A 20,521-nucleotide genomic window follows, 5' to 3' on the forward strand; every position below is an offset into this window, starting at 1 on the left:
AATGCGCGCGGCAAAGAACCCCACAGAGAAAGTGATGAGCGAGCTGGAGCTAAGCTGGCTGGACGCCAGCGACAACGCTGCGCGTACCCGCCTGTTTATCTGGCGCGTTCCGGCGGGCGGCGAATCGCTGCTGGATGCCTTTATCGCCCTGCAGCAGCACGCGGAAGGCCGCACACTGCCGGATCTGTTTCTTGGGCTGAATACCCCCTTCGAAACCGGTTATGGCTACAGCGACGCGCTGGGGCGGGAGTTTGTCGAGCAGTACGAAGCCACGGAAAATGCCGCCGCCTGGAACGCGGAACCCTGGCTGCCCTGTTACTCCCCGGCGCAACTGAACTGCTTATTACAGAGTTTCGCACAGGCTTTTGCAGACGATCTCCGTTACCTGGTACTGGTGCTTAAACCCGCCAGTGTCAGCGACGAAAGCGCCCTGGCGCGTTGGTTGACAGGCTGGCTGGAGCAGGATGCGAGTGCCCCGCGTGTGCTGTTGATTGATACGCTGGAACAACCGATCTGGCAGCCGTTATATGAGGCGCATCCGCACGGGGTGCAGTTGATTGTCGATGAAGTCGATGGCATGCGGGTGATGCACCAGACCGCGCAGCAGCAGACGGATACCGATGCCGACCGGTTGCTGTTTCGCCGCTACCTTGCTGACGCGATGCTGCTGCTTGAAAAAGGCAGTGCCGCACAAGTCGCCGCACGCGGCGAGCTGGCGCTGGGCATTGCGCAGCGGCGCGGCTGGACGGATCAACAAGCGATGATGCACAACCTGATGGCCGGTGGCTGGCTAAAAGGCGGCGACCATGCGCAGGCCGTCACCCACTACCGGCAGGCACAAACCCTCTCTGGTGATATTCCTGATCCGGCGCTGAAAGGGCAGTTACGCACGCAAAGTACCTTCGGTGAAGCGGGCGCCTGGTTTGCGAAAAAAGATCACCTGCAAGCGGCGAAAGGCTATCGCCAGGCGGCGCTGGAAGCGCAGGCCATTCCCCATCCGGTATTTGAGATGGAAGGCTGGCGGATGTCCGGGTTTTGCCTCTGGCTTGCCGGTCACCGACCGACGGCGATGGAGGAGTACGCGCGCGCCGTACAGGCGGCGGAAAGCGTGCCGCTGCCTGAACGCAGCCAGACCACGTTGCCGCTGGTGTTTCAGGATTTACTCCGTATGCACGATAAGCGTCGCACCGAAGCGCTCGAAGCCTGCGCCGCGCGCTGGCAACGTGAAAAACAGCGGCTAATTCAGCAGGCGGAAGCGGCGCTGCCTAGTGAGCCGACCGTCGCGCAGGTTAAGCAGACTGAAAGCCGCTTGCAGTTACAACTTGAGGCCATGTTTACCGTGATCCGCGAGGAGCGGGAAAATCTGATCCGTCGCGGCGATGACAGTTTTCGCCGCGTTATCCGGCTGGCGCGGGAGAAATTACACCCGCACTGGAACGGCCTGCCGGAGATCGCTCACCCCTTTGATGCGCCCCCTGGCGAGTGGCAAAACCTGCCCGACTGGGGCAACCATGACGCATCGTTATCTGATACTGCAGGAAGCAACCCGCTATGAAAAATCGCATCATTATTATTGTTGTCGTCACGCTGCTCGCGCTGCTGTTTTTAAGCCTTTCCGATAGCGAGCTGGCGACAGAGGTTCGAACGTTCTTACGCGCGTTACTGCGCGCCATGTTCTGAGGCCAGACTTATGCATTCCGGCGCGCACTTCGATCCGCAGCTCGGGCTGGATATTCATACCTACCCGTGGCCGTTGCCAACGCCGCATATCGGCATTGTTTTTGACGTGTTCGATTACCTGCCGCTGATTGGCACCACGGTGCACGTCAACAGCATTAAGCGTGCGAGTGCAGGAACGGGCGGCATCGCCGTGCATATTCCGGTCGGCGGCGTATGGGTGCCGCCGCTACGCGCGCCGGGCGGGCCGCAGATTGAAGACGAGCTGTTTATGGGCAGCAAAACCGTCTCGGTGGACGGCGAGCCGTTCTCGCGCATCGGCATGCCGGTGTTGAGCTGCAACATTATTGGTCTGGTGCCGCCGTTTCGCCTCAAGCGCGCCACCAAGCCAAAACCGCTCTCTCTCACGCTCCCGCTCACCTTTAACCTCGCCATTCCCAATAACGTGGTAGTGGGCGGCCCGCCGACCATCAACCTGATGGCGTTGCTGATGCGCGCCGGGTTAAGCGGGCTGGGTAAAGGCTTCAAGAAACTGAAGAAAACGCCGCAGTGGCGGCTGTTTATGCGCCGCTTTCGTAAGCTGCGGCAAAAGCTGTTTCGCAATATGGACTCCGGCTTCCTCAAGTGCCGCGTGTTGCGCGCCGAACCGGTGGATATTCGCGACGGCAGCGTCAGCCTGGAACAGCAGGATTTCCTGTTAGCGGGTCGTCTGCCGCTGGCGTGGGCGCGGACCTATTCGTCGGCGGATATTGAGGTCGAAGGGGTGTGCGGCTTTGGCTGGTCAACCCCGGCAGATATCCGCCTCGATGTGCTGGCAGAAGAGGGCGTCGCGCTGCTGACGCAGCCGGAAGGGATGACATTATTTGCTGCGTTGCCGCAAAGCGACGGACGCGAACATGCCATTCACGGTTTGCCGGAGGGCAGCCGCCTGTGGCGGGAAACCTGTGATGGCGAGGTGGTGTGGCGGGTGGACCAGGAAAGCGGCCCGCTGCTGCACTTTAGCGGCAAACAGGGCGCCCTGCCGATTTCCGATATTGTCGATCGTAGCGGTAATGGCTGGAAATTCGAGCGTGATGAGGGCGAGTTACGGAAAATTCGCGAGTACACCCACGCGGGGATGACCGGGCGCGAAATCCTCGTCACACAGGAGCGAAACCGTCTGCATTCTCTGCGTCTGCATAATGCGCTGGATGGAGAGATAACGCCGCTTACCCGCTACGAATATGACACCCACGGCCAGTTGAGCGCAGAGATCGATGCGCTGTCGCATCCGCGCCGTTTTGCGTATCAGCAGCGTCGTATGGTCAGCCATGTTGATCGCAACGGGCAGGGGTTTCACTACCAGTACAACGAGGCCTGGCAGGTTATCCACGCCTGGGGTGATGGCGGGGTGTGGGATTATCACTTTGCGTACCACGCGCTGCTCAACGAAGTGGAAGTGACCGACTCGCAGGGTGCTGTTTCGCGTATCACCTTTGATGAAAATGGCCTGCCCGTCTCGGAAATCGATCCGTTGGGTGGCAACACCGTGTTCCGCTATGACGATTTTGGCCGCACGGTGGAAGTGACAGAGCCGGACGGCAGCACGCACCGCTGGGAGTATGACGAACAGGGGCGCATGACTGTTGAACAGATGCCCGATGGTTGCGTGATTCAGGCGGTTTATGACGATGACGGGCAATTACTGGCGCTTACCGATGAGAAAGGCGCGGTCTGGCGCTCGGAATACAGTGAGGCCGGTAATCTTACCCGCGAAATCGATCCCACCGGCGTCACCACAAGTTATCAGTACGACGCGTTTGGGCAGCTTTGTGCGGCGCATGTGCCCGGTGTTTCGCCCACGCGCTACCAGTATGATCGTTATGGCTTTCCGCAGCGGATTGAACAGGCTGGCGCGGGCGCGATACAGCTTCGCCACGCGGTCCGTGGAACGCTGCTGGAGCGTATTGACGAAAGCGGGGGGGTAACCCGTTTTCACTGGGACAGCAAAGACCGTCTGGTGGCAACCACCGATCCGGCAGGCGGGGAAATACGTGTTGTCTACGATCGAGAAGATGACCCGGTAAGTTACACCGATGAGCAGGGGCGCACTACGCAGCTTCGCTATAACGGCAGCGGCATGCTGACGGCCTGCGAAACCCCGGACGGCGCGACGCTGAGCTTTCTCTATGATGCGGAAGATCGCCTGGTGACGGTGGTGAATCAAAATGGCCAACGCTGGCAACTGACGCGCGATGCGCTCGGGCGGGTGACACAAGAGCATGATTATTGGGGGCAGGTGACGCGTTACGGTTGGGATAAGGCCAGCCGGTTGATAAGTCGTGAAGATCCGCTGGGTCGCGAAGTGCGCTACGGCTATGACAAAAGGGGACGGCTGACGGAGCGGCGCAGCGGCGACACGTTACAGGTTAAATACCATTACGATCCCTGCGGACGGATGGTGCTGTGTGAAAACCCGTGGCGGCGGCTGAGCTGGCGCTATGACGATGCCGGGCGTGTCCTGCTGGAAGAGCAGGACGGTTTTCAACTGCGCTACGGTTACAACGAACGCGGTGTGTTGATCACACGCGAAAGCGACAGTGGTCACCAGGTGCATTATCACCTCGATGAGCATGAACGGCTCAGCCAGATACAGCTTAACGACGATGCGCCTATTCTGTTCACCTACGACGAGGCCGGGCGATGCGTGAGCGAACAGCTCTCCGCCGATGTCCTGCGTACCTTTACTTTCGACAGACTGGGGCGGCTCAGTACCCAGCAGGTGCTGCAACACGATTTACCATTGTTTACCAGCGGGTTTGCTTACGATCGTGCCGGGAATCTGACGTTACGGGAAGATAGCCTGTGGGGCAGCGATCGCTACAGCTACGATCCGGTGGGACGGTTGACGGCGCATATCGCACCGGATGGCGCACTGCGACAATTTGTGCAGGATGCCGCCGGTAATCAATTGCAGACGCAAACGCGCGAGGTGAATGACAGCGCGGGCGGTTGGTTTCGCGAAGGCATTCACCACGGCGTGCGCTATGTGTTTGACCGCGCCGGTGAGCTACGCCAGCGGCGGGATAGCCAGTGCGAAGACGAAAAAGAGGATTTTGTCTGGGATGACAATCGCCAGTTGGTCGCCGTGCGTAAAGGCGAGAGCCTGGTGCGTTATGGCTATGACGGCCTGGGTCGACGGGTATTCAAGCAGACGGCGAGCGAAACCCGCTGGTTTTACTGGCAGGATGATGTGCTGGCGGGTGAAACGGTCACCAGGTTACAGGAACCGCTGGCCGCGCTGAGTATTTTCGATACCGGCGGCAGGTTAAAACGGCAGAAAGCGCAGGCTAACCTGTTCAGTGAGATGCGGGAATATATCTACTACCCGGATAGTTTCTGGCCGCTGGCGTTACTGACGCAAGAAGAGGGTGAAAAGCAGAGCTGGCACTACCACTGCGATCCCAACGGTGCGCCGGTAAGATTGACCTCGCCACAGGGAGAGATTGTCTGGTCGGAGAAAAGCGGCATCTGGGGCGAGAAAGGAGAGGTTTACGCCAGCCGCATCGACAATCCGCTGCGTTTTCAGGGGCAGTATTACGACGCGGAAACCGGGCTGCACTATAACCGCTATCGCTATTATGACCCGAACATTGCGGCCTATATCAGCCAGGATCCGGTGGGGATGGTGGCGGGGGTTAGCGTATACCAATATGCGCCAAATCCACTGGCATGGAGCGATCCGCTCGGCTTGCAGCGCTGCCTGGGGCTGCCGTCTACGCGCCCGCCCGGTGGCTCGAAGAAGAAGTACAACCGCGCCAAAGGGCAAGGGTTATATATTCTGCACGAGAATGGCAAAATCCGTTATGTTGGGCGCGGTGATGCACCTACCCGTTTAAACGCCCATGCGAAAACGCCGGGTAAATCGCATCTGGAACAGCTGATCATTTTTGACAACAACTTAACCAAAGCTGAAGCTAAATTTCTGGAAGAAAAACTTATTGGTATGCATGGTGGTGCTAAGTCAATGAATCCATTAACGAATTTATTGAATGATATCCGTTCTTACCGCCCCGGAAATAAAAACGCACCCACCTATAAAATCGCTGGCGATAGCTCAGCATGGGGTAAAGAAATCTTACAAGACGCGCTGTCTATCATAAGGGGTAGCATATGAGTCAAAAGTACCAGGAAGGTGATATCTTTCTGATCCCAACTGCCGATGGTCGGTTTGCCGTGTGTCAGATCGTCTGTGCCTTAAAAGGGCGCTTTAAAAAGGCTTTCGCATTTGGCGTGCTGAGCATTCAGGCTGATAAAACCATTCCGCAACACGATGAGTTTCTGAAGTTTAAAAACTCAAGAGGCATGACTAATGTGATCTTTGCGGCGGTTGATAGCCTCAAAAGTGGTGAGTGGGAAATCATTGGTCATATCCCGCTGACGGAGTGGAAAAACGAGCTGAAAATATTCCATAGCGCCGGGCATTTGTACAATGGCGATGAGTACGTCAGAGTGCTTGATAAAAGCGAATACAAGCAATTCAATGTAATGGGCGTTGCCGGTAACGAGCTGGTACAGCAATATCTGGCGCAACATTGATGCATAAAGAAGTGAAGACGTTGCGCTTCACTTCTTGTTAATACTTTTACCTTACCAGGCATGTCTTATATCTACTTATTGATTAAACATTCCCTCCGTGTTTTTTTTCGCGAGTACAGCGCCTTATATTGGTTAAGGCCCATAATTCTGTTTTTGTATATTGTCGCTAAGGGGAAAATAAAGGGGGTGGTCTGTCGTCGATTTATTATAGGCAAAGTTACAAAATTGGCGGTTATTTATATTAAAAGCCAGTAATGATTTTAATGAGTTTAAAAAATGACAAGTATTATATATCACCAAAGCGAGTGAGGAATGAGATCGTTTAAACATCAGTAAATTAGCCTGTTCAATGCTGAGTTCGACCAAAAAAGAAGATTATCGCCTTTTGATTTCTACCCGATAAAAAGCACTCCTTGCACACTTTAAAGGAGAGTAATCAGTATGTTGCTAAAGAACCCCATTATGGGGAAGAATATATTCCCTTGCAGGCGACTATCTTTCGCAATAACGACTCGCTTTAAAAATATATTTACGCACGAAAAGATCATGATAATTCCTGGTTTTATCTTTTTACGTGATTAGTCTTATTTTTTTTACGATGAACTTATGAATTATCCTAGGTAATTATGCAACGTTAAAATCCACATCCGGTTTCTGACGGATTTTTGTTTGATATATCCAGGATAAAGTTCTGAAAGAATATTTTAATTTTATAAAATCTCTTTCGTATCTCTTTGAATTCCCCCCGTTTATGGCTGTTATTCCGCTTTTAGCCAATGATCAACCTTCGCTGGAGCGATATAAAATGATCTCCTACGCTGTATTTCAACTTCCTTTTATCGGGCTGCTTATCTGCTCGCATGATGGCGAGGTCATTTAACGCTTACTGAATGAAATAGCGGTAATAAACGCGGCTGATCCTGTCCAGGAGAGCTGGTGGACAGTTTTTTGCTGATGGAAACAGGCAACCATGAATAAATGGTGGCCCCGCTACCTGCACGTTAAAAAGCTCTTCTGTCACATACAACCTTCCCTATTTAAAAAAGTTGAGGGGATACCTTATGTACGACTCTTATTACGATACCAAAACGATACTGGACAAAATCAGCCTTGCCCGCACCAGCGGGACAGATGACGGTGGCGTGGTCACCCAAAGCAGTCTGGTTGATGAAAACAGCCTGCTCGCCTCACTGATGCCCAACTCCTTTGCCGAAATCTGGGCCAGCTATCAGGATGTGTTAACGCTCGGCGAGGCGGAGTACCTCAGCCAGGCGATCAGCGATGCGCAGAAAAAAAACACCGAAACCGAAGTGCGCACCTTCAGCCGGGCCAACCCGCAACTGGCGCAGGCGGTCAGCCTGGGGATCAGCCAGAACCGTAACACACGGGATTACAACTCTGCGTTCGGCAACCGGGCGCAAATGTACGTTTCGCCGGGTTCGGTGGCATCGATGTTCTCGCCTGCCGGTTACCTGACCGAGCTCTACCGGGAAGCCCGCGACCTGCATACCACCGGCCACGCGCGCCATCTGGACAGCCGCCGCCCGGATCTGTCCCGGCTGGCGCTGAGCCAGGACAATATGGACGCGGAAGTCACCACGCTCTCCATCGCCAACGATATCGTGCTGAACGCCATTGCCAGCCGGGAAGGGACGGACGGCGACGCGGTAATGGAAAAACTCGCCGCCTGGCGCTTCTCCGGCAACACGCCGTACCACCTGCCATATGAAAGCGCGCGCCTGGCGGTACTGCTGCAGGATCCGATGCTGAACGCGCTGACGGATAACCCGGCGATTGCGCAGCAGGTGGATCTCAACTCGCTGCTGGCGATCGTGGCGGATGTGTCGCCGGAGCTGTACCGCATCCTGACCGAGGAGATCAGCGCCGGTAGTGCTGCCGATCTGTACAGCAAAAACTTCGGCACGATCACCACCGACACGCTGATGAACACCTATATGCTGGCCGGGTATTACGATGTAAGTGCTGAAGATCTGACGGCCTTAACCAGCCTGCTGACGCACCACGATTTTTCCGAGCCGGTGCCGTACTACGTTAACAACGCGCTGACCACGCTGGTCTCCGGTGATGACAGTACGGCGGGGGAGGTGATGCAGATTGTTCGCAGCGGGCAGACCGATCAACTCAATTATATGGAACTGCTGCCACAGGGTAGTGACAGCTATCTGTTGAATTTCAGTTTCAACTCAACGCTCGCTGACAGGTCGATTTTAGAGATAGGTACCGGAGGTGGTAGTAGCTCAGATTTATATGAAGGGGAGCTCACTCCTGTACAAAATCAGCATTACAGTATCCCGGTCACACTGACGGCAGAACGGCTCACTGCGGGCGTCAACATCGGTATTTCCAGGATCAGGAACGATACGGGTGCCTATCATTATGCGCAGGCCACCTTCCGTGAGTACACCCTGTCGTCAGAGCAGTACCTGCTCTACCTGAACAAAATCATCCGCCTGTACAAGGCCTGCCGCCTGACGGCGGAGCAGATGTACCTGCTGATTTACAACCACCCCGGCACGGAGCCGTTTGCGACCGGTATGCTGGGGCTGAGCTTCCTCAGCTATTACTACCTGCAGCGCTACAGCCTGCGCTTTGAGGATGCGCTGGTACTGGCCGGGGGGCGCATCAGCGCCGTCGGGATGAAAGGCCGGGACAGCTACTTCACCACGCTGTTCAACACCCCGCCGCTCAGTAACCGGTCCTTCAGCGCCGACGGCGCGCCGGTGGACTGGGATTCACAGGACGCGGACCACCTGTTTCGCGCCAGCGTCATCAAGCGCGGTTTTCACACCAGCGGTGCCGACCTGAAGGTGCTGTGGCAGATAGCGGCAGGTGAGAACACGGCGTTCACCGCCACGGCGGATAACCTGGCGCTGCTCTACCGCACGCAGCTGCTGGCGGAGGTTCACCACCTTTCTGCGTCTGAGCTGGCCCTGCTGCTGGCGGTATCGCCGTGGCAGGACGTGCCGCTGTCGTCGCTGGACACCGCCGGTTTCGCGGCGGCGGTGAACTTTGTCTACAGCACCACCCGCTGGCTGAAACAGCTGGGCTGGACGGTGGGTGACCTGTACCTGATGACCACCACGGACTACAGCCCGGTGCTGACCCCGGAAATCAGCAGTCTGGTGGCTTCCCTGCGCGGGGCGGTGGGTCAGGCGGACGCCGACACGCCGGCGCTTATCCGTGACATCGCGCCGGTGATAGCCGCCGCCGGGCAACTGAACCAGTCCGGCAGGGCGGAGAGCATTCTGCGCTGGCTGGATGTGCGTAAACCGGGCGGCACGGACGTGAAAACGTTTATCGCGCTGGTGCTGAAGGACACCCGCAGCGAGGCGGAGACGGGGCAGCTGGTGGCGTTCTGCCAGGCGCTGGCCCAGCTGGCGCTGCTGGTGCGCAAAACAGATATCAGCGACTACCTGTTATCGATGCTGATAAGTGACCCGTCGCGGTTTGCCGGCGGGGTGAGCGTCATTCCGCTGGATATTGAGTCGCTGCGCCTGCTGGGGCGGATGAACCGGCGCATCCTGCAGACCGGGGATTACGCGCAGCAGGTGCTGGCGGCGCTGGAGGCGGGGACGCTGACCACCGCGCTGCTGGCACAGGCGCTGGGGGCGACACCGCAGTCGGTGGAGCAGGCGCTGGCGCTGGCGGACAGCGGGGCGGGCGGGGTCATCCGTTCGCTGAAAACGCTGGACGTGACGCTGCAGTGGCTGGACTTCTCGGCGGTGCTGAACTGCACACCGTCGACAGCGGCGGCAGTGGTGGCACTGAAATATACAAATATCAGCGCAGATAATTCACCGTCATATGACGACTGGCTGGCGGTGAGCAACCTGCTGCAGGCGGGGCTGAGCGCGGAGCATACCGTAATGCTGCACCATCAACTGGACGAGCTGACCAGCGCGGCGCTGAGCAGCTATTACATCCAGACGGCCGGACCGGCGGAAGTGAACAACCGCGAGCAGCTGTACGCGTGGCTGCTGATCGACGGGCAGGCCTCGTCGCAGGTGACCACCACACGGGTGGCGGAAGCGATCGCCAGCATCCAGTTGTATGTCAACCGCTGCCAGAACGGCCTGGAGACGGAGGTGCAGCGGGCGGTGCTGACCCGGCAGTTCTTCACCGACTGGGACCGGTATAACAAGCGCTACAGCACCTGGGCGGGGGTGTCGGAACTGGTGTATTACCCGGAAAACTATATCGATCCGACGGTGCGCACCGGGCAGACCAGCATGATGGACAATATGCTGGCGACCATCGGGCAGAGTGAGCTGAGTGCGGACTCGGTGGGGGACGCGTTCCGGGGGTACATGACGCAGTTTGAGAAGGTGGCGAACCTGGAGGTGGTGAGCGCCTACCACGACAACGCCAGTATTGAGGAGGGGAAAACGTGGTTTATCGGTAAATCGATGGCCGAAGGGGAGAAATACTACTGGCGCACGCTGCAGCAGAACATGCTGACGGACGGGAAATACCCGGCGACGGCATGGAGCGAGTGGCTGGAGATCGGCACCGGTATCGCGGCGTACAACAATATGGTGCATCCGGTGGTGTTCAACGACCGGCTGTATGTGGTGTGGGTGACGGAGCGGCCGATAGCGAAGAACAACAGTGGCACGGTAACGCAGGCATCGGATTACTTTCTCAGCTTCTCGTACCTGCGTCATGACGGCACCTGGAGCACGCCGCTGAACGGTAAGCTGTCGGATTACCTGCCTTCCGGGGATATCAGCGCGTTGCCAGCAAAACACCTTTACTGTTCAAATAGCAATGATGATAACTCACGAATACTTGTGCTTTTTTATACTCCCGCCAGCAGCGAATCGGAGAATAAAAATCAGACGGTGTCAGGGGTAACCATATCCAAAGAGCATGAAATTTCCCTTCTGGCGAATTCTAATTATTACCATGGTTATATCTGGCGGGAATATGATACGCAAAAAGAAAAACGGATTAATTTCTTAGTGGTTACTGCTGCTATTACTTATTCGATAGGAGAACTAAGTTATTCCTGGGGTTATGAAAATTTATCAATAATGAAATCTGGTGGTTATAAAATAAATAGTATTTCTCTCAATGAAGATGGATTGCATTGTGATATTAACTTTAATGCTACTATCAGATATATTTTCGATGGCTTGAATAATGGGGATGCGAAGGGGACGAACAGAAATGCCTGGATGAAATTAATAAGGGAAACACAGAATCCCGGGCATAAGTATAGGATTTACACACAACCTTATCTTTTTACAATGCCTACAGCTGGAGTGGTACGTTCTACTTTTGTAATTATTGCGCTTGAAAACGATGGCATCAGAGGTCCATGTGGCATGGCTGAGGTAAACGTACTGGAGCCAACGCCTACTGTTGATTTTAAAAACGGCTTTGCCAAAGAATGTTATTTTTTGCCGAGAACATCAGCACTCTATTACTTAGACCAAGCTAATAGCTGGACATTTGATTGTGTGGAGAGCGATCTTGATGATTCAGGCATTATTTATGTTCCTGGTTATCAGTACCATACCGTCCAGGAATTTTCGAAGCCAATAACCTATACCACAGCAGTTGACCCTGTGGATGTGAAGATCGAATTTTATGATGGACAAACATTAGCTCAAGCTTTTACAGGGAAAGATTATCCTACAACCCAGGGCTGGGATACTACTTATAACATCGTAAATGCGGTATTAAGCGTTCCACTTGCTGATTTTAAACAAGGGAAACTTGAAATTTCAGTGAATCTGATTGCAAGGAATACTCTGGGACAAGAGCTAGGTTCGCAAAACGGCAAGTTAAACCTCTATCAGCCGGAGAATGGCGCGGCCCGAGTAATGTCTCTTCATTACACTGATACCGGTGCCCAATATCTGCAGCGCGGACCTTACCGTACGCGAATTAACACACTGTTTGCCCGCCAACTGGTGGCTCGTGCGAATCTGGGGCTGGACGCCGTGCTTTCCATGGAAACCCAGTTGCTGCAGGAACCGAAGCTGGGAAAAGGGTTCTACTGCAATTTCGTCATCCCCCCCTACGATGCCAGCAAGCATGGCAACAGCCGCGCGTTTTCGCTCTATATGATGTTTGTCTATGATAATACTGGAAAATATCCTGTTTACTCAGGCACATTCGCCGATACGCCTATCACTATCAGGTTGTTTGTCCCACTTGATGACACGCCGCTTAATACCAGTGCTATCGCCCAGATATTTATGGTTTACGCCAATATGCCACTGCTTAATGCGAATAATGGATGGCGCGGCGCGCACTTTATTTATAGCGGCGATGAGATAGTGATTAACACCACTTCAGATATCAGCATGTACCAGAGTGTGACTATTCTGGCGGATGAAACCGAACCGATGGATTTCACCGGTGCCAATGCGCTCTATTTCTGGGAGATGTTCTTCTACGTGCCGTCGATGGTGTTCCAGCGCCTGTTGCAGGAGAGCAAGTTCGAGGAGGCCACCACCTGGATGAAGTATATCTGGAACCCGGCTGGCTATTACGGCAGCAATGGTGCGCCAGCGCCGTGGTCGTGGAACGTGCGCCCGCTGGAAGAGGACACCTCGTGGAACCCCAATCCGCTCGATTCTGTTGATCCGGACGCGGTGGCCCAGTCCGACCCGATGCACTACAAGGTCGCCACCTTTATGCGCGTGCTGGATCTGCTCATCGCGCGCGGCGACGCCGCCTTCCGGCTGCTGGAGCGCGACACGCTGAACGAAGCCAAAATGTGGTACGTGCAGGCGCTGAACCTGCTGGGACAAGAACCGTATGACTCGCTGGTCTACGGCCAGGGAAGCTGGTCCAGCCCGGTGCTGGGCGCGGCGGCGAGCCAGACGCTACAGCAGGCTTACCAGTTGCAGCTGCTCAGGGCCCGTGCTGAAACAGTACCGGCTGTGGAAACGCGGACGGCGAACTCGCTGCTGGGGCTGTTCTACCCGCAGTTTAACAGCAAGCTGAGCGGCTACTGGCAGACGCTGCGCCAGCGGCTCTACAACCTGCGGCATAACCTGTCAATTGACGGCCAGGCGCTGTACCTGCCGGTATACGCGGCACCGGCCAGCCCGTCGGCGCTGCTGAGCGCGGCGGTGATGTCAGCCAGCGGGGGCGATTCGCTGCCGACGGTTCCGTTGCCGCTGCTGCGCTTCCCGACGCTGCTGGAGAGTGCGCGCGGGGTGGTGAGCCAGCTTATCCAGTTCGGCAACGCGATGCAGGTCATCACCGAACGCCAGGACGCGGAAGCGCTCTCCGTGCTGCTGCAGAACCAGGGGCTGGCGCTGCTGAGCCAGAGCATTCAGGTGCAGGAGCATGCGCTGACGGAGCTGGATGCCGACAGGGAAGCGCTGCTGGTGAGCCGCGCTGCCGCCGAGCAGCGGCGCAACAGCTACCGGCAACTGTATGACGAAAACATTAATGCCGGGGAGATTCAGGCCATGAGTCTGCAGCTCTCCTCCTCTGTCACGGCGCAAGGGGCCAACGCCCTGCATATGGGGGCCGCGGCGCTGAGTATGGTGCCCAATATCTATGGCCTGGCTAATGGCGGTGGTCGTTATGGGGCGATACTGTCGGCGGTGGGGATCGGGATCCAGATCGCTTCCGATGTTCAACGCATTGCCAGCGATAAAGTCAGCCAGTCGGAGTACTACCGCCGCCGCCGCCAGGAGTGGGAGATCCAGCGCAATAACGCGGAGTCGGAGATCAAACTGGCGGACACGCAGCTGGCGTCGCTGAGTGTCCGGCGCGAGGGGCTGGCGCTGCAGAAAGCGCAGGTGGAAACGCAGCTGGCGCAGACGCAGGCGCAGCTTGATTACCTGCAGGGCAAGTTCACCGGGCAGGCGCTGTACAGCTGGCTGCGCGGTACGCTGTCATCGATTTACTACCAGTTCTATGATGCGGCGCTGACGCGCTGACGCGCTGCCTGCTGGCACAGCGGGCGTGGCAACTGCACTTTGCCGATGAGGCGACGACCTTTATCAAACCGGGGGCGTGGCAGGGAAGCTGGATGGGCTTTATGGCCGGGGAGACGCTGATGCTGGAGCTGGAGCGGATGTCGCAGGCGTGGATCGAGCAGGATGCGCGGATGCTGGAGGTGAACAAAACCGTCTCGCTGGCAGATTTTTACCGCGGGGGGGCTGGCGGGTCGTTCATCCTCACCGATCAGGCCCCATCCCTGATCATCAACGGGTCGGGCAGTGTAGGTAGCGGGGGTAACACACTGTCGATAGCCGACGGGCAGTTGAAAGCCAGCGTCAAGCTCGCCGATCTGAGCATTCTCGATGATTACCCCGCCGGGCTTGGCGCGCGGCGGCGTATCAAACAGATAAGCGTCACGCTGGCACTGCCCGTGGGACCCTATGAGGATGTTCAGGCCGTGCTGAGTTATGGCGGCAGCGTGGTGTTACCGCAGGGGTGCAAGGCTGTAGTGGTCTCGCACGGCATGAACGACAGCGGTCAGTTCCAGCTTGATTTTAATGATGGTCGCTGGCTGCCGTTTGAAGGGATCCCGGTGGATGACAGCGGCACGCTGACCCTCAGCTTCCCGGATATCAGCGGGGAACAAAAGGAACTTCTGCTTGGCCTGGCGGATATCGTTCTGCATATCCGTTACACCATTACCGGCTAAATCGATGTTTTTATTTCAGGCTCCCTGCGGGGAGCCTGTGGGAGCGCAGCCATGCAAAACACAGATATTGTCAGGCCTGAAACCCTGTCGTTGCCAAAAGGTGGCGGCGCGATTTCTGGTGTAAAAGGTGATGTGGCGGGAGCCGGTCCGGATGGCGCAAATTCTCTGACGCTACCGCTACCCATTAATGCCGGGAGAGGGTATGCGCCTTCGCTGGCGCTGAGCTATTACAGCCGCTCTGGCAATGGTCCCTTCGGTATGGGATGGAGCGTTGATGCACCCGCCATTCGTCGTCGCACGAAAAAAGGGGTGCCAAATTATAACGATACAGATGAGTTTCTGGGGCCAAATGGCGAAGTCATTGTGCCGTTTCTCGCTGATGACGGTACGGCGAGCACCCGCACCGCCAGTTCACTGCTTGGCGTCGATCTCGGCAGCGGCTTTACCGTTCACCGTTATCGTTACCGCGTGGAGAGCGATTTTAGTCGGTTTGAATATTGGGTCGAAAGCGGATCTGCCGCGCGTGATTTTTGGCTCCTCTACACGCCAGATGGCCAGGTGTATCTCTATGGCAATACCGCGCAGGCTCGCGTTAGTCACCCCGAAGCCGCAGAGAAGGCGGGTATCTGGCTGCTGGAGTCATCCGTTTCGGCAACCGGGGAACAGATCTACTGGCTGTATCGCAGTGAAGATAATACGGGGTGTACCGGACCTGAAATCACCGCGCATCCGAATGCCACTGCGCAACGCTATCTCGCGGCCGTCTACTATGGCAACCGTGTTGCCGGGCGCGTATTACCCGGATTGACGGCCGAACCCGCGCTTACGGACTGGTTGTTTATGGTGGTGTTCGATTATGGCGAGCGTAACGTGGATATGTATATGGTGCCGGATTGGGTCACGCCAGGTACTGGCGACTGGGCTTGCCGCCAGGATTGCTTCTCCAGTTGGGAGTATGGTTTTGAAATCCGTACTCGCCGTCTCTGCCGCCAGGTATTGAGTTATCACTTTACCGACACATTAGGCGGCAGCACCGCCGAAAGCGTGCCACAACTGGTTTCCCGCCTCCTGTTGCGCTATGAAGAATCACTGATAGTCACGACGCTCGTGAGCGTCTTGCAGTCAGGTTTGAATGCCAATGGTACGTTCAGCTTCTTGCCTGAGGTGCAGTTTGGCTGGAGTAAATTTGTGAATGACGGGTATTCCATGGAGTGGGACATCACATGGCAAGAACGTGAAGACCTGGGAAATTTGAATAGCCGCCAGCCCTATCAGATGGTTGATCTCAATGGCGAGGGGATTGCCGGCATTTTGTATCAGGATAGCGGGGCGTGGTGGTACCGCGCGCCCATTCGCCAGCAAGGCAGTGATGCCAATGCTGTCACCTGGGATAAGCCTGAGCGGTTATCGACCATTCCCGCGCTCCGCGATGGCGGTGTTCTGGCGGATCTGAATGGCGATGGCTATATGGAGTGGGTCGTCACTTCGGCGGGCGTCAACGGTTACTACGGACGCACACCGGAACGGGGATGGCTCAATTTCACCCCGCTTTCGGCCTACCCGGTGGAGTACCTTCACCCGCGCAGTCTGCTGGCGGATATCACCGGCGCGGGGCTGGCGGATTTGGCGCTTATCGGCCCGAAAAGCGTGCGGCTTTATGCCGGAACCGGCGATGGCTGGGAAAAAGCGCAGGATGTGTTGCAACCAACCGGCGTCCAACTGCCAGTTCCCGGGACTAATGAACGGGTTCTGGTGGCGTTCAGCGATATGGCCGGCAGCGGGCAGCAGCATCTGGTCGAGATAAAACAAGACAGCTTGCGTTACTGGCCCAATTTAGGAAATGGGCAGTTTGGCGCGCCGGTGAAGATGGCGGGATGGTGGATGGGGGTACAGTTTATTCCCTCAAATATTTTTCTGGCCGATGTTGATGGCTCCGGCACGACAGATGTAATCATTGCCGTTCAAGAATATCTCATCATCTTAATCAATCAGTCCGGGAACAGCTTTGCAATGCCTTTTCAGTTCAAACTGCCGGATGGGGTGCATTTCGATAACACCTGTGAATTGCACGTCGCGGATATTCAGGGCATGGGTATCGCCAGCCTGATACTGACCGTTCCTCACCCGAAACCGCGGCACTATGTGTGTAATATCACCTCGGTAAAACCCTGGTTGTTGAACAAAATGAAAAACATTATTGGGGCGCAGCATGATTTCACCTACCGCAGTTCAACCCAGTTCTGGCTGGATGAGAAACACGAGGCAGCGGCGGCAGGAGAACCCGTTCCGGCCAGCTATTTGCCGTTTCCACTTCATCTGCTTGCCCGCACTGACGTAACAGACCTCTTCACCGGAAATAAACTGGTCAGCACGGCGCGTTATCGTTCCGGCGCGTGGGATGGTAAAGAGCGTGAGTTCCGGGGGTTTGGCTATGTCGAAATACAGGACACCGATACGCGGACCAGCCAGGGCACCACGACGGAAATTAGCCAGCCGTCTTTGACGCGTAACTGGTTTGCCACCGGTCTGGCGGCCATTGATGAACGTATGCCGCAAGCGTGGTGGTCCGGCGATAGTGGCGCGTTTGAGCACTATTCCACCCGTTATACCCGGGGTTTTGGCAATAATGAGCAGGTTTATACCCCGGATGAGAACGAGGCTTTCTGGTTACGCCGCGCCACGAAAGGCATGCTGTTGCGCAGCGAGTTGTATGGCCTTGATGACAGTGCTTCGCAACCCATTCCGTATCAGGTGAGTGAATCGCGCCCGCAGGTTCGCCTGGTGGTGGCAGCGGGCGAGGCCCGTTATCCGGTGGTCTTGCCGATAAACGCCGAAACGCGATCCTATGTCTATGAACGGGTAAGCAACGATCCGCAGTGTAGCCAGCAGGTCACCCTCTGCAGCGATCAGTATGGTCAGCCGCTTTATGTCATGACGCTCAATTATCCGCGCCGCGCCAAACCGGCAACCAGCCCCTACCCGTATACGCTACCGGATACGTTGTTTGATTCCAGCTACGACGACCAACAGCAGCAGTTGGTGGTGACCCGCCAGGAAAACCACTGGTACAGCATTGATGATATGGCCGCCGGGAGATGGGTTAACGGCCTGGAGGATGCGATAAGGAGCGATGTTTATCTCTACTCCACCGCCCCGGAAACGGGGTTAACGCTCGAAGATCTGAGTATTTCCGGCGCGCCGCTGGGGGCGCCAGCCAGACAGGCTTTTGCCGGCTGGCATCAACCCTGGTATCTGGACGGCAATAACAATCCCACTTCCGAGCTGCCAGCCTTCCCTCCGCGTGTCGGATTGATCGAAACGGCGGTGCTGGACGCCGAAATGGTGGCGACGCTGAGAGAGGATCTGACCGACAGCGTGCTTAGCGACGCAGGGTACATTTGGCTTTCGTTTCTCAACGCGTGGGTGGTGCGGCGTAACCTCACCACCTACGGCCCGGCAGAGCATTTCTGGTTGCCGCAGACGGTGCGGGATTCGGCGCTGACCGGCGCGATTACCCTGACCCGCGATGCTTACGACTGTGTGGTGACCAAAGTGGTGGATGCCGCGGGGCTTACGACGCAGGCCGAATATGACTGGCGGTTTTTAACGCCGGTCAAACTTACCGATGTGAACAATAACATCCATCAAGTCACGCTGGATGGGCTGGGACGCGTGAACAGCCAGCGCTTTAGCGGCACCGAGAACGGTGTGGAGGCGGGTTACAGCGATACCGACTTCTCCCCACCGAACGATATTGATGAAGCCCTGGCGCTGCAACCACCGTTACCGGTGGCGCAGTGTCTGGTTTATTCAAGCCCAGGGAGCAGTAGCCTCCAACAACAACCCTCCCATGTGCTGGTGCTGACAACCGATCGTTATGATCGAGGGGAAGGCAGCGAGGAACAACAGATCCGCCAGACGGTGGTCTTCAGCGATGGCTTCGGTCGTGAATTGCAAACCTCGGTTCGCTTTGAAGCGGGCGAGGCCTGGCAGCGCGCGGGCGATGGAACGCTGATTACTGAAATGGCGCAGACCAGCAACCGCTGGGCGGTAAGTGGCCGCACGGAGTATGACAACAAAGGCCAGGCCATTCGCACCTATCAACCCTATTTTCTGAATAGCTGGCAGTGGGTGAAAGACGACAGCGCGCGCACTGATCTGTATGCCGACACGCACTATTTTGATCCTCTCGGACGTGAAAGAGAGGCGCTAACTGCCAAGGGCTACCAGCGACGCACGCTTTACACGCCGTGGTTTGTGGTCAGCGAAGATGAAAATGATCTTTTCGGCGTTAAGTCAGACTGGTGGATTGAAATAACCGTCGTTGCCAACAATGGTGTAGTAGGTGAAACGGCAGGCAACACCATCAAAGTTACAGCCTATGATCCGTATGGCGATCCTTTGGCCGGTAAAGCTGTGACGTTGAGCTGTGATGGCGACGTCAACATTGAACAGCTTACGCAGAGCACCGGGGCTGATGGTAGCGTAACGGCTATATTGACCACTACTATTGCCGGGCAATTTACGGTGGACGCGACAAGCGATGGTCATCGCGCTTCTGCCAGTGTTACTTTCATAGCCGATGTTAATCACCTGAGTCCAACCTTGTCGACACTGGCGGCAAATCCCCCGTCTGTCGTTGACACGGGGGCGAGCATGTCAACCCTCACACTTGTACTAAAAGATATTTATGGCAACCGGATTGCAGGGCAACACGTTGAGCTTGTCAGTAGCATGGCAGAGCTTATTCGTTCCGCTTTTTCTGACAGAAAAGATGGTTCATATGACGCGATGATAGGTAGCCAAACCCGGGGTGATGTCACTCTCACGGTGAAGGTTAACGGTAATGACCTTGAGGGGCTTTCGACAATTTTCCACGTTTTAGCTATCCCTGAATTGGTGCCGGCTGACACCAAGCTCTCGGTGAACGGATACGAGTTCTATAGGGGCACTCAATTCCCACACACAGGTATCCTTGGTGCGAAATTTCAGGTTTGGTTCAACGGAGATGCATCAAACAACAGCGCTTACCAATGGTCAGTCGATCAACCGTGGGTGAGCATAGACAGTGAAGCTAATGTCACGTTTATTGATACGCCGGACAGCACCAATAATACGGTGACCATCATAGCAATCCCCATCGATACAGGGACGCCGAGGTATTACCATACCTTTACCGTAAGTAAATGGTTTGTTACGGCAGGCGGGGAGAAAAAAAACTGGGCGGGTGCTGACGCCTGGTGTAAGGAAAATGGTCTGGAGATGCCTTCCATGGCCGATGTTATTTATGCTTCACAGAGACGATATTGGGGACCATATTTGTGGTCAGAATGGGGAGACTGCTCTGTGTTTGCGAATGCAGGCGTGACTTCTGGTTATAATTGCTGGGTAACGGATGTGGGGGATGATGGTGTTCATCGCAATGTTTCGCTAACGGTTGGAGGTGAGTTGGTTGATACGACCAGTGGGCGGACTGATGAATTTGAAATGTATGTTGTCGGTAAAAAAACGCTTTAGTTTTAAACACCTTTAGCAAACGGCTCTGTGGAGCCGTTTGCGCTTTTAAGCATCTCCCCGTTAGTGCGAGTCATAAACAGTCCATATAAAACGCGCCATGGTATT

Annotated in this window: 7 protein-coding genes; all 7 read left to right on the plus strand. The window is 55.8% G+C overall.

The genetic code is table 11. The features are described from left to right. Position 1 precedes the first annotated feature (1 nt). The 7 genes from H650_RS15880 to H650_RS15900 all read left to right on the plus strand — a co-directional run bounded on the left by H650_RS15880 (position 2) and on the right by H650_RS15900 (position 20,416). Positions 2-1,555 carry a hypothetical protein gene (locus H650_RS15880; RefSeq protein ID WP_020456136.1) on the plus strand — a complete coding sequence of 518 codons (1,554 nt, stop codon included), beginning with the start codon at positions 2-4 and terminating at the stop codon, positions 1,553-1,555. Continuing rightward, the gene (locus tag H650_RS26075; protein WP_020456137.1) at positions 1,552-1,680 is read left to right on the plus strand and encodes a hypothetical protein; all 129 of its coding nucleotides are present in this window, start codon (positions 1,552-1,554) and stop codon (positions 1,678-1,680) included. Before H650_RS15880 ends, H650_RS26075 begins: the two co-directional genes overlap by 4 nt. Before the next feature lie 10 nt (positions 1,681-1,690). After that, positions 1,691-5,833 carry an RHS repeat-associated core domain-containing protein gene (locus H650_RS15885; RefSeq protein WP_020456138.1) on the plus strand — a complete coding sequence of 1,381 codons (4,143 nt, stop codon included), beginning with the start codon at positions 1,691-1,693 and terminating at the stop codon, positions 5,831-5,833. After that, entirely contained in the window at positions 5,830-6,255 is a 426-nt protein-coding gene (locus H650_RS15890; protein WP_020456139.1) for an immunity 26/phosphotriesterase HocA family protein, read from the plus strand. Before H650_RS15885 ends, H650_RS15890 begins: the two co-directional genes overlap by 4 nt. 1,061 nt (positions 6,256-7,316) lie before the next feature. Then, entirely contained in the window at positions 7,317-14,186 is a 6,870-nt protein-coding gene (locus tag H650_RS24255; RefSeq protein ID WP_052332813.1) for a neuraminidase-like domain-containing protein, read from the plus strand. Positions 14,187-14,218: 32 nt separating this feature from the next. Then, positions 14,219-14,899 (plus strand): Tc toxin subunit A-related protein, encoded by a 681-nt coding sequence (locus H650_RS26080; protein WP_286141485.1) that lies wholly within the window; start codon positions 14,219-14,221, stop codon positions 14,897-14,899. Between the two features lie 51 nt (positions 14,900-14,950). After that, a complete protein-coding gene (locus tag H650_RS15900) occupies positions 14,951-20,416 on the plus strand; it encodes a SpvB/TcaC N-terminal domain-containing protein (protein ID WP_020456141.1) in 5,466 nt (1,821 codons plus the stop codon). Positions 20,417-20,521: the final 105 nt, after the last annotated feature.

The organism is Enterobacter sp. R4-368 (genome assembly GCF_000410515.1).
Classification (GTDB): domain Bacteria; phylum Pseudomonadota; class Gammaproteobacteria; order Enterobacterales; family Enterobacteriaceae; genus Kosakonia.

Bases quoted from the DNA above. Each gene is read 5' to 3' on its own strand.
- H650_RS15880 (WP_020456136.1), top strand. From the start codon at position 2: ATGCGCGCGGCAAAGAACCCCACAGAGAAAGTGATGAGCGAGCTGGAG.
- H650_RS26075 (WP_020456137.1), top strand. From the start codon at position 1,552: ATGAAAAATCGCATCATTATTATTGTTGTCGTCACGCTGCTCGCGCTG.
- H650_RS15885 (WP_020456138.1), top strand. From the start codon at position 1,691: ATGCATTCCGGCGCGCACTTCGATCCGCAGCTCGGGCTGGATATTCAT.
- H650_RS15890 (WP_020456139.1), top strand. From the start codon at position 5,830: ATGAGTCAAAAGTACCAGGAAGGTGATATCTTTCTGATCCCAACTGCC.
- H650_RS24255 (WP_052332813.1), top strand. From the start codon at position 7,317: ATGTACGACTCTTATTACGATACCAAAACGATACTGGACAAAATCAGC.
- H650_RS15900 (WP_020456141.1), top strand. From the start codon at position 14,951: ATGCAAAACACAGATATTGTCAGGCCTGAAACCCTGTCGTTGCCAAAA.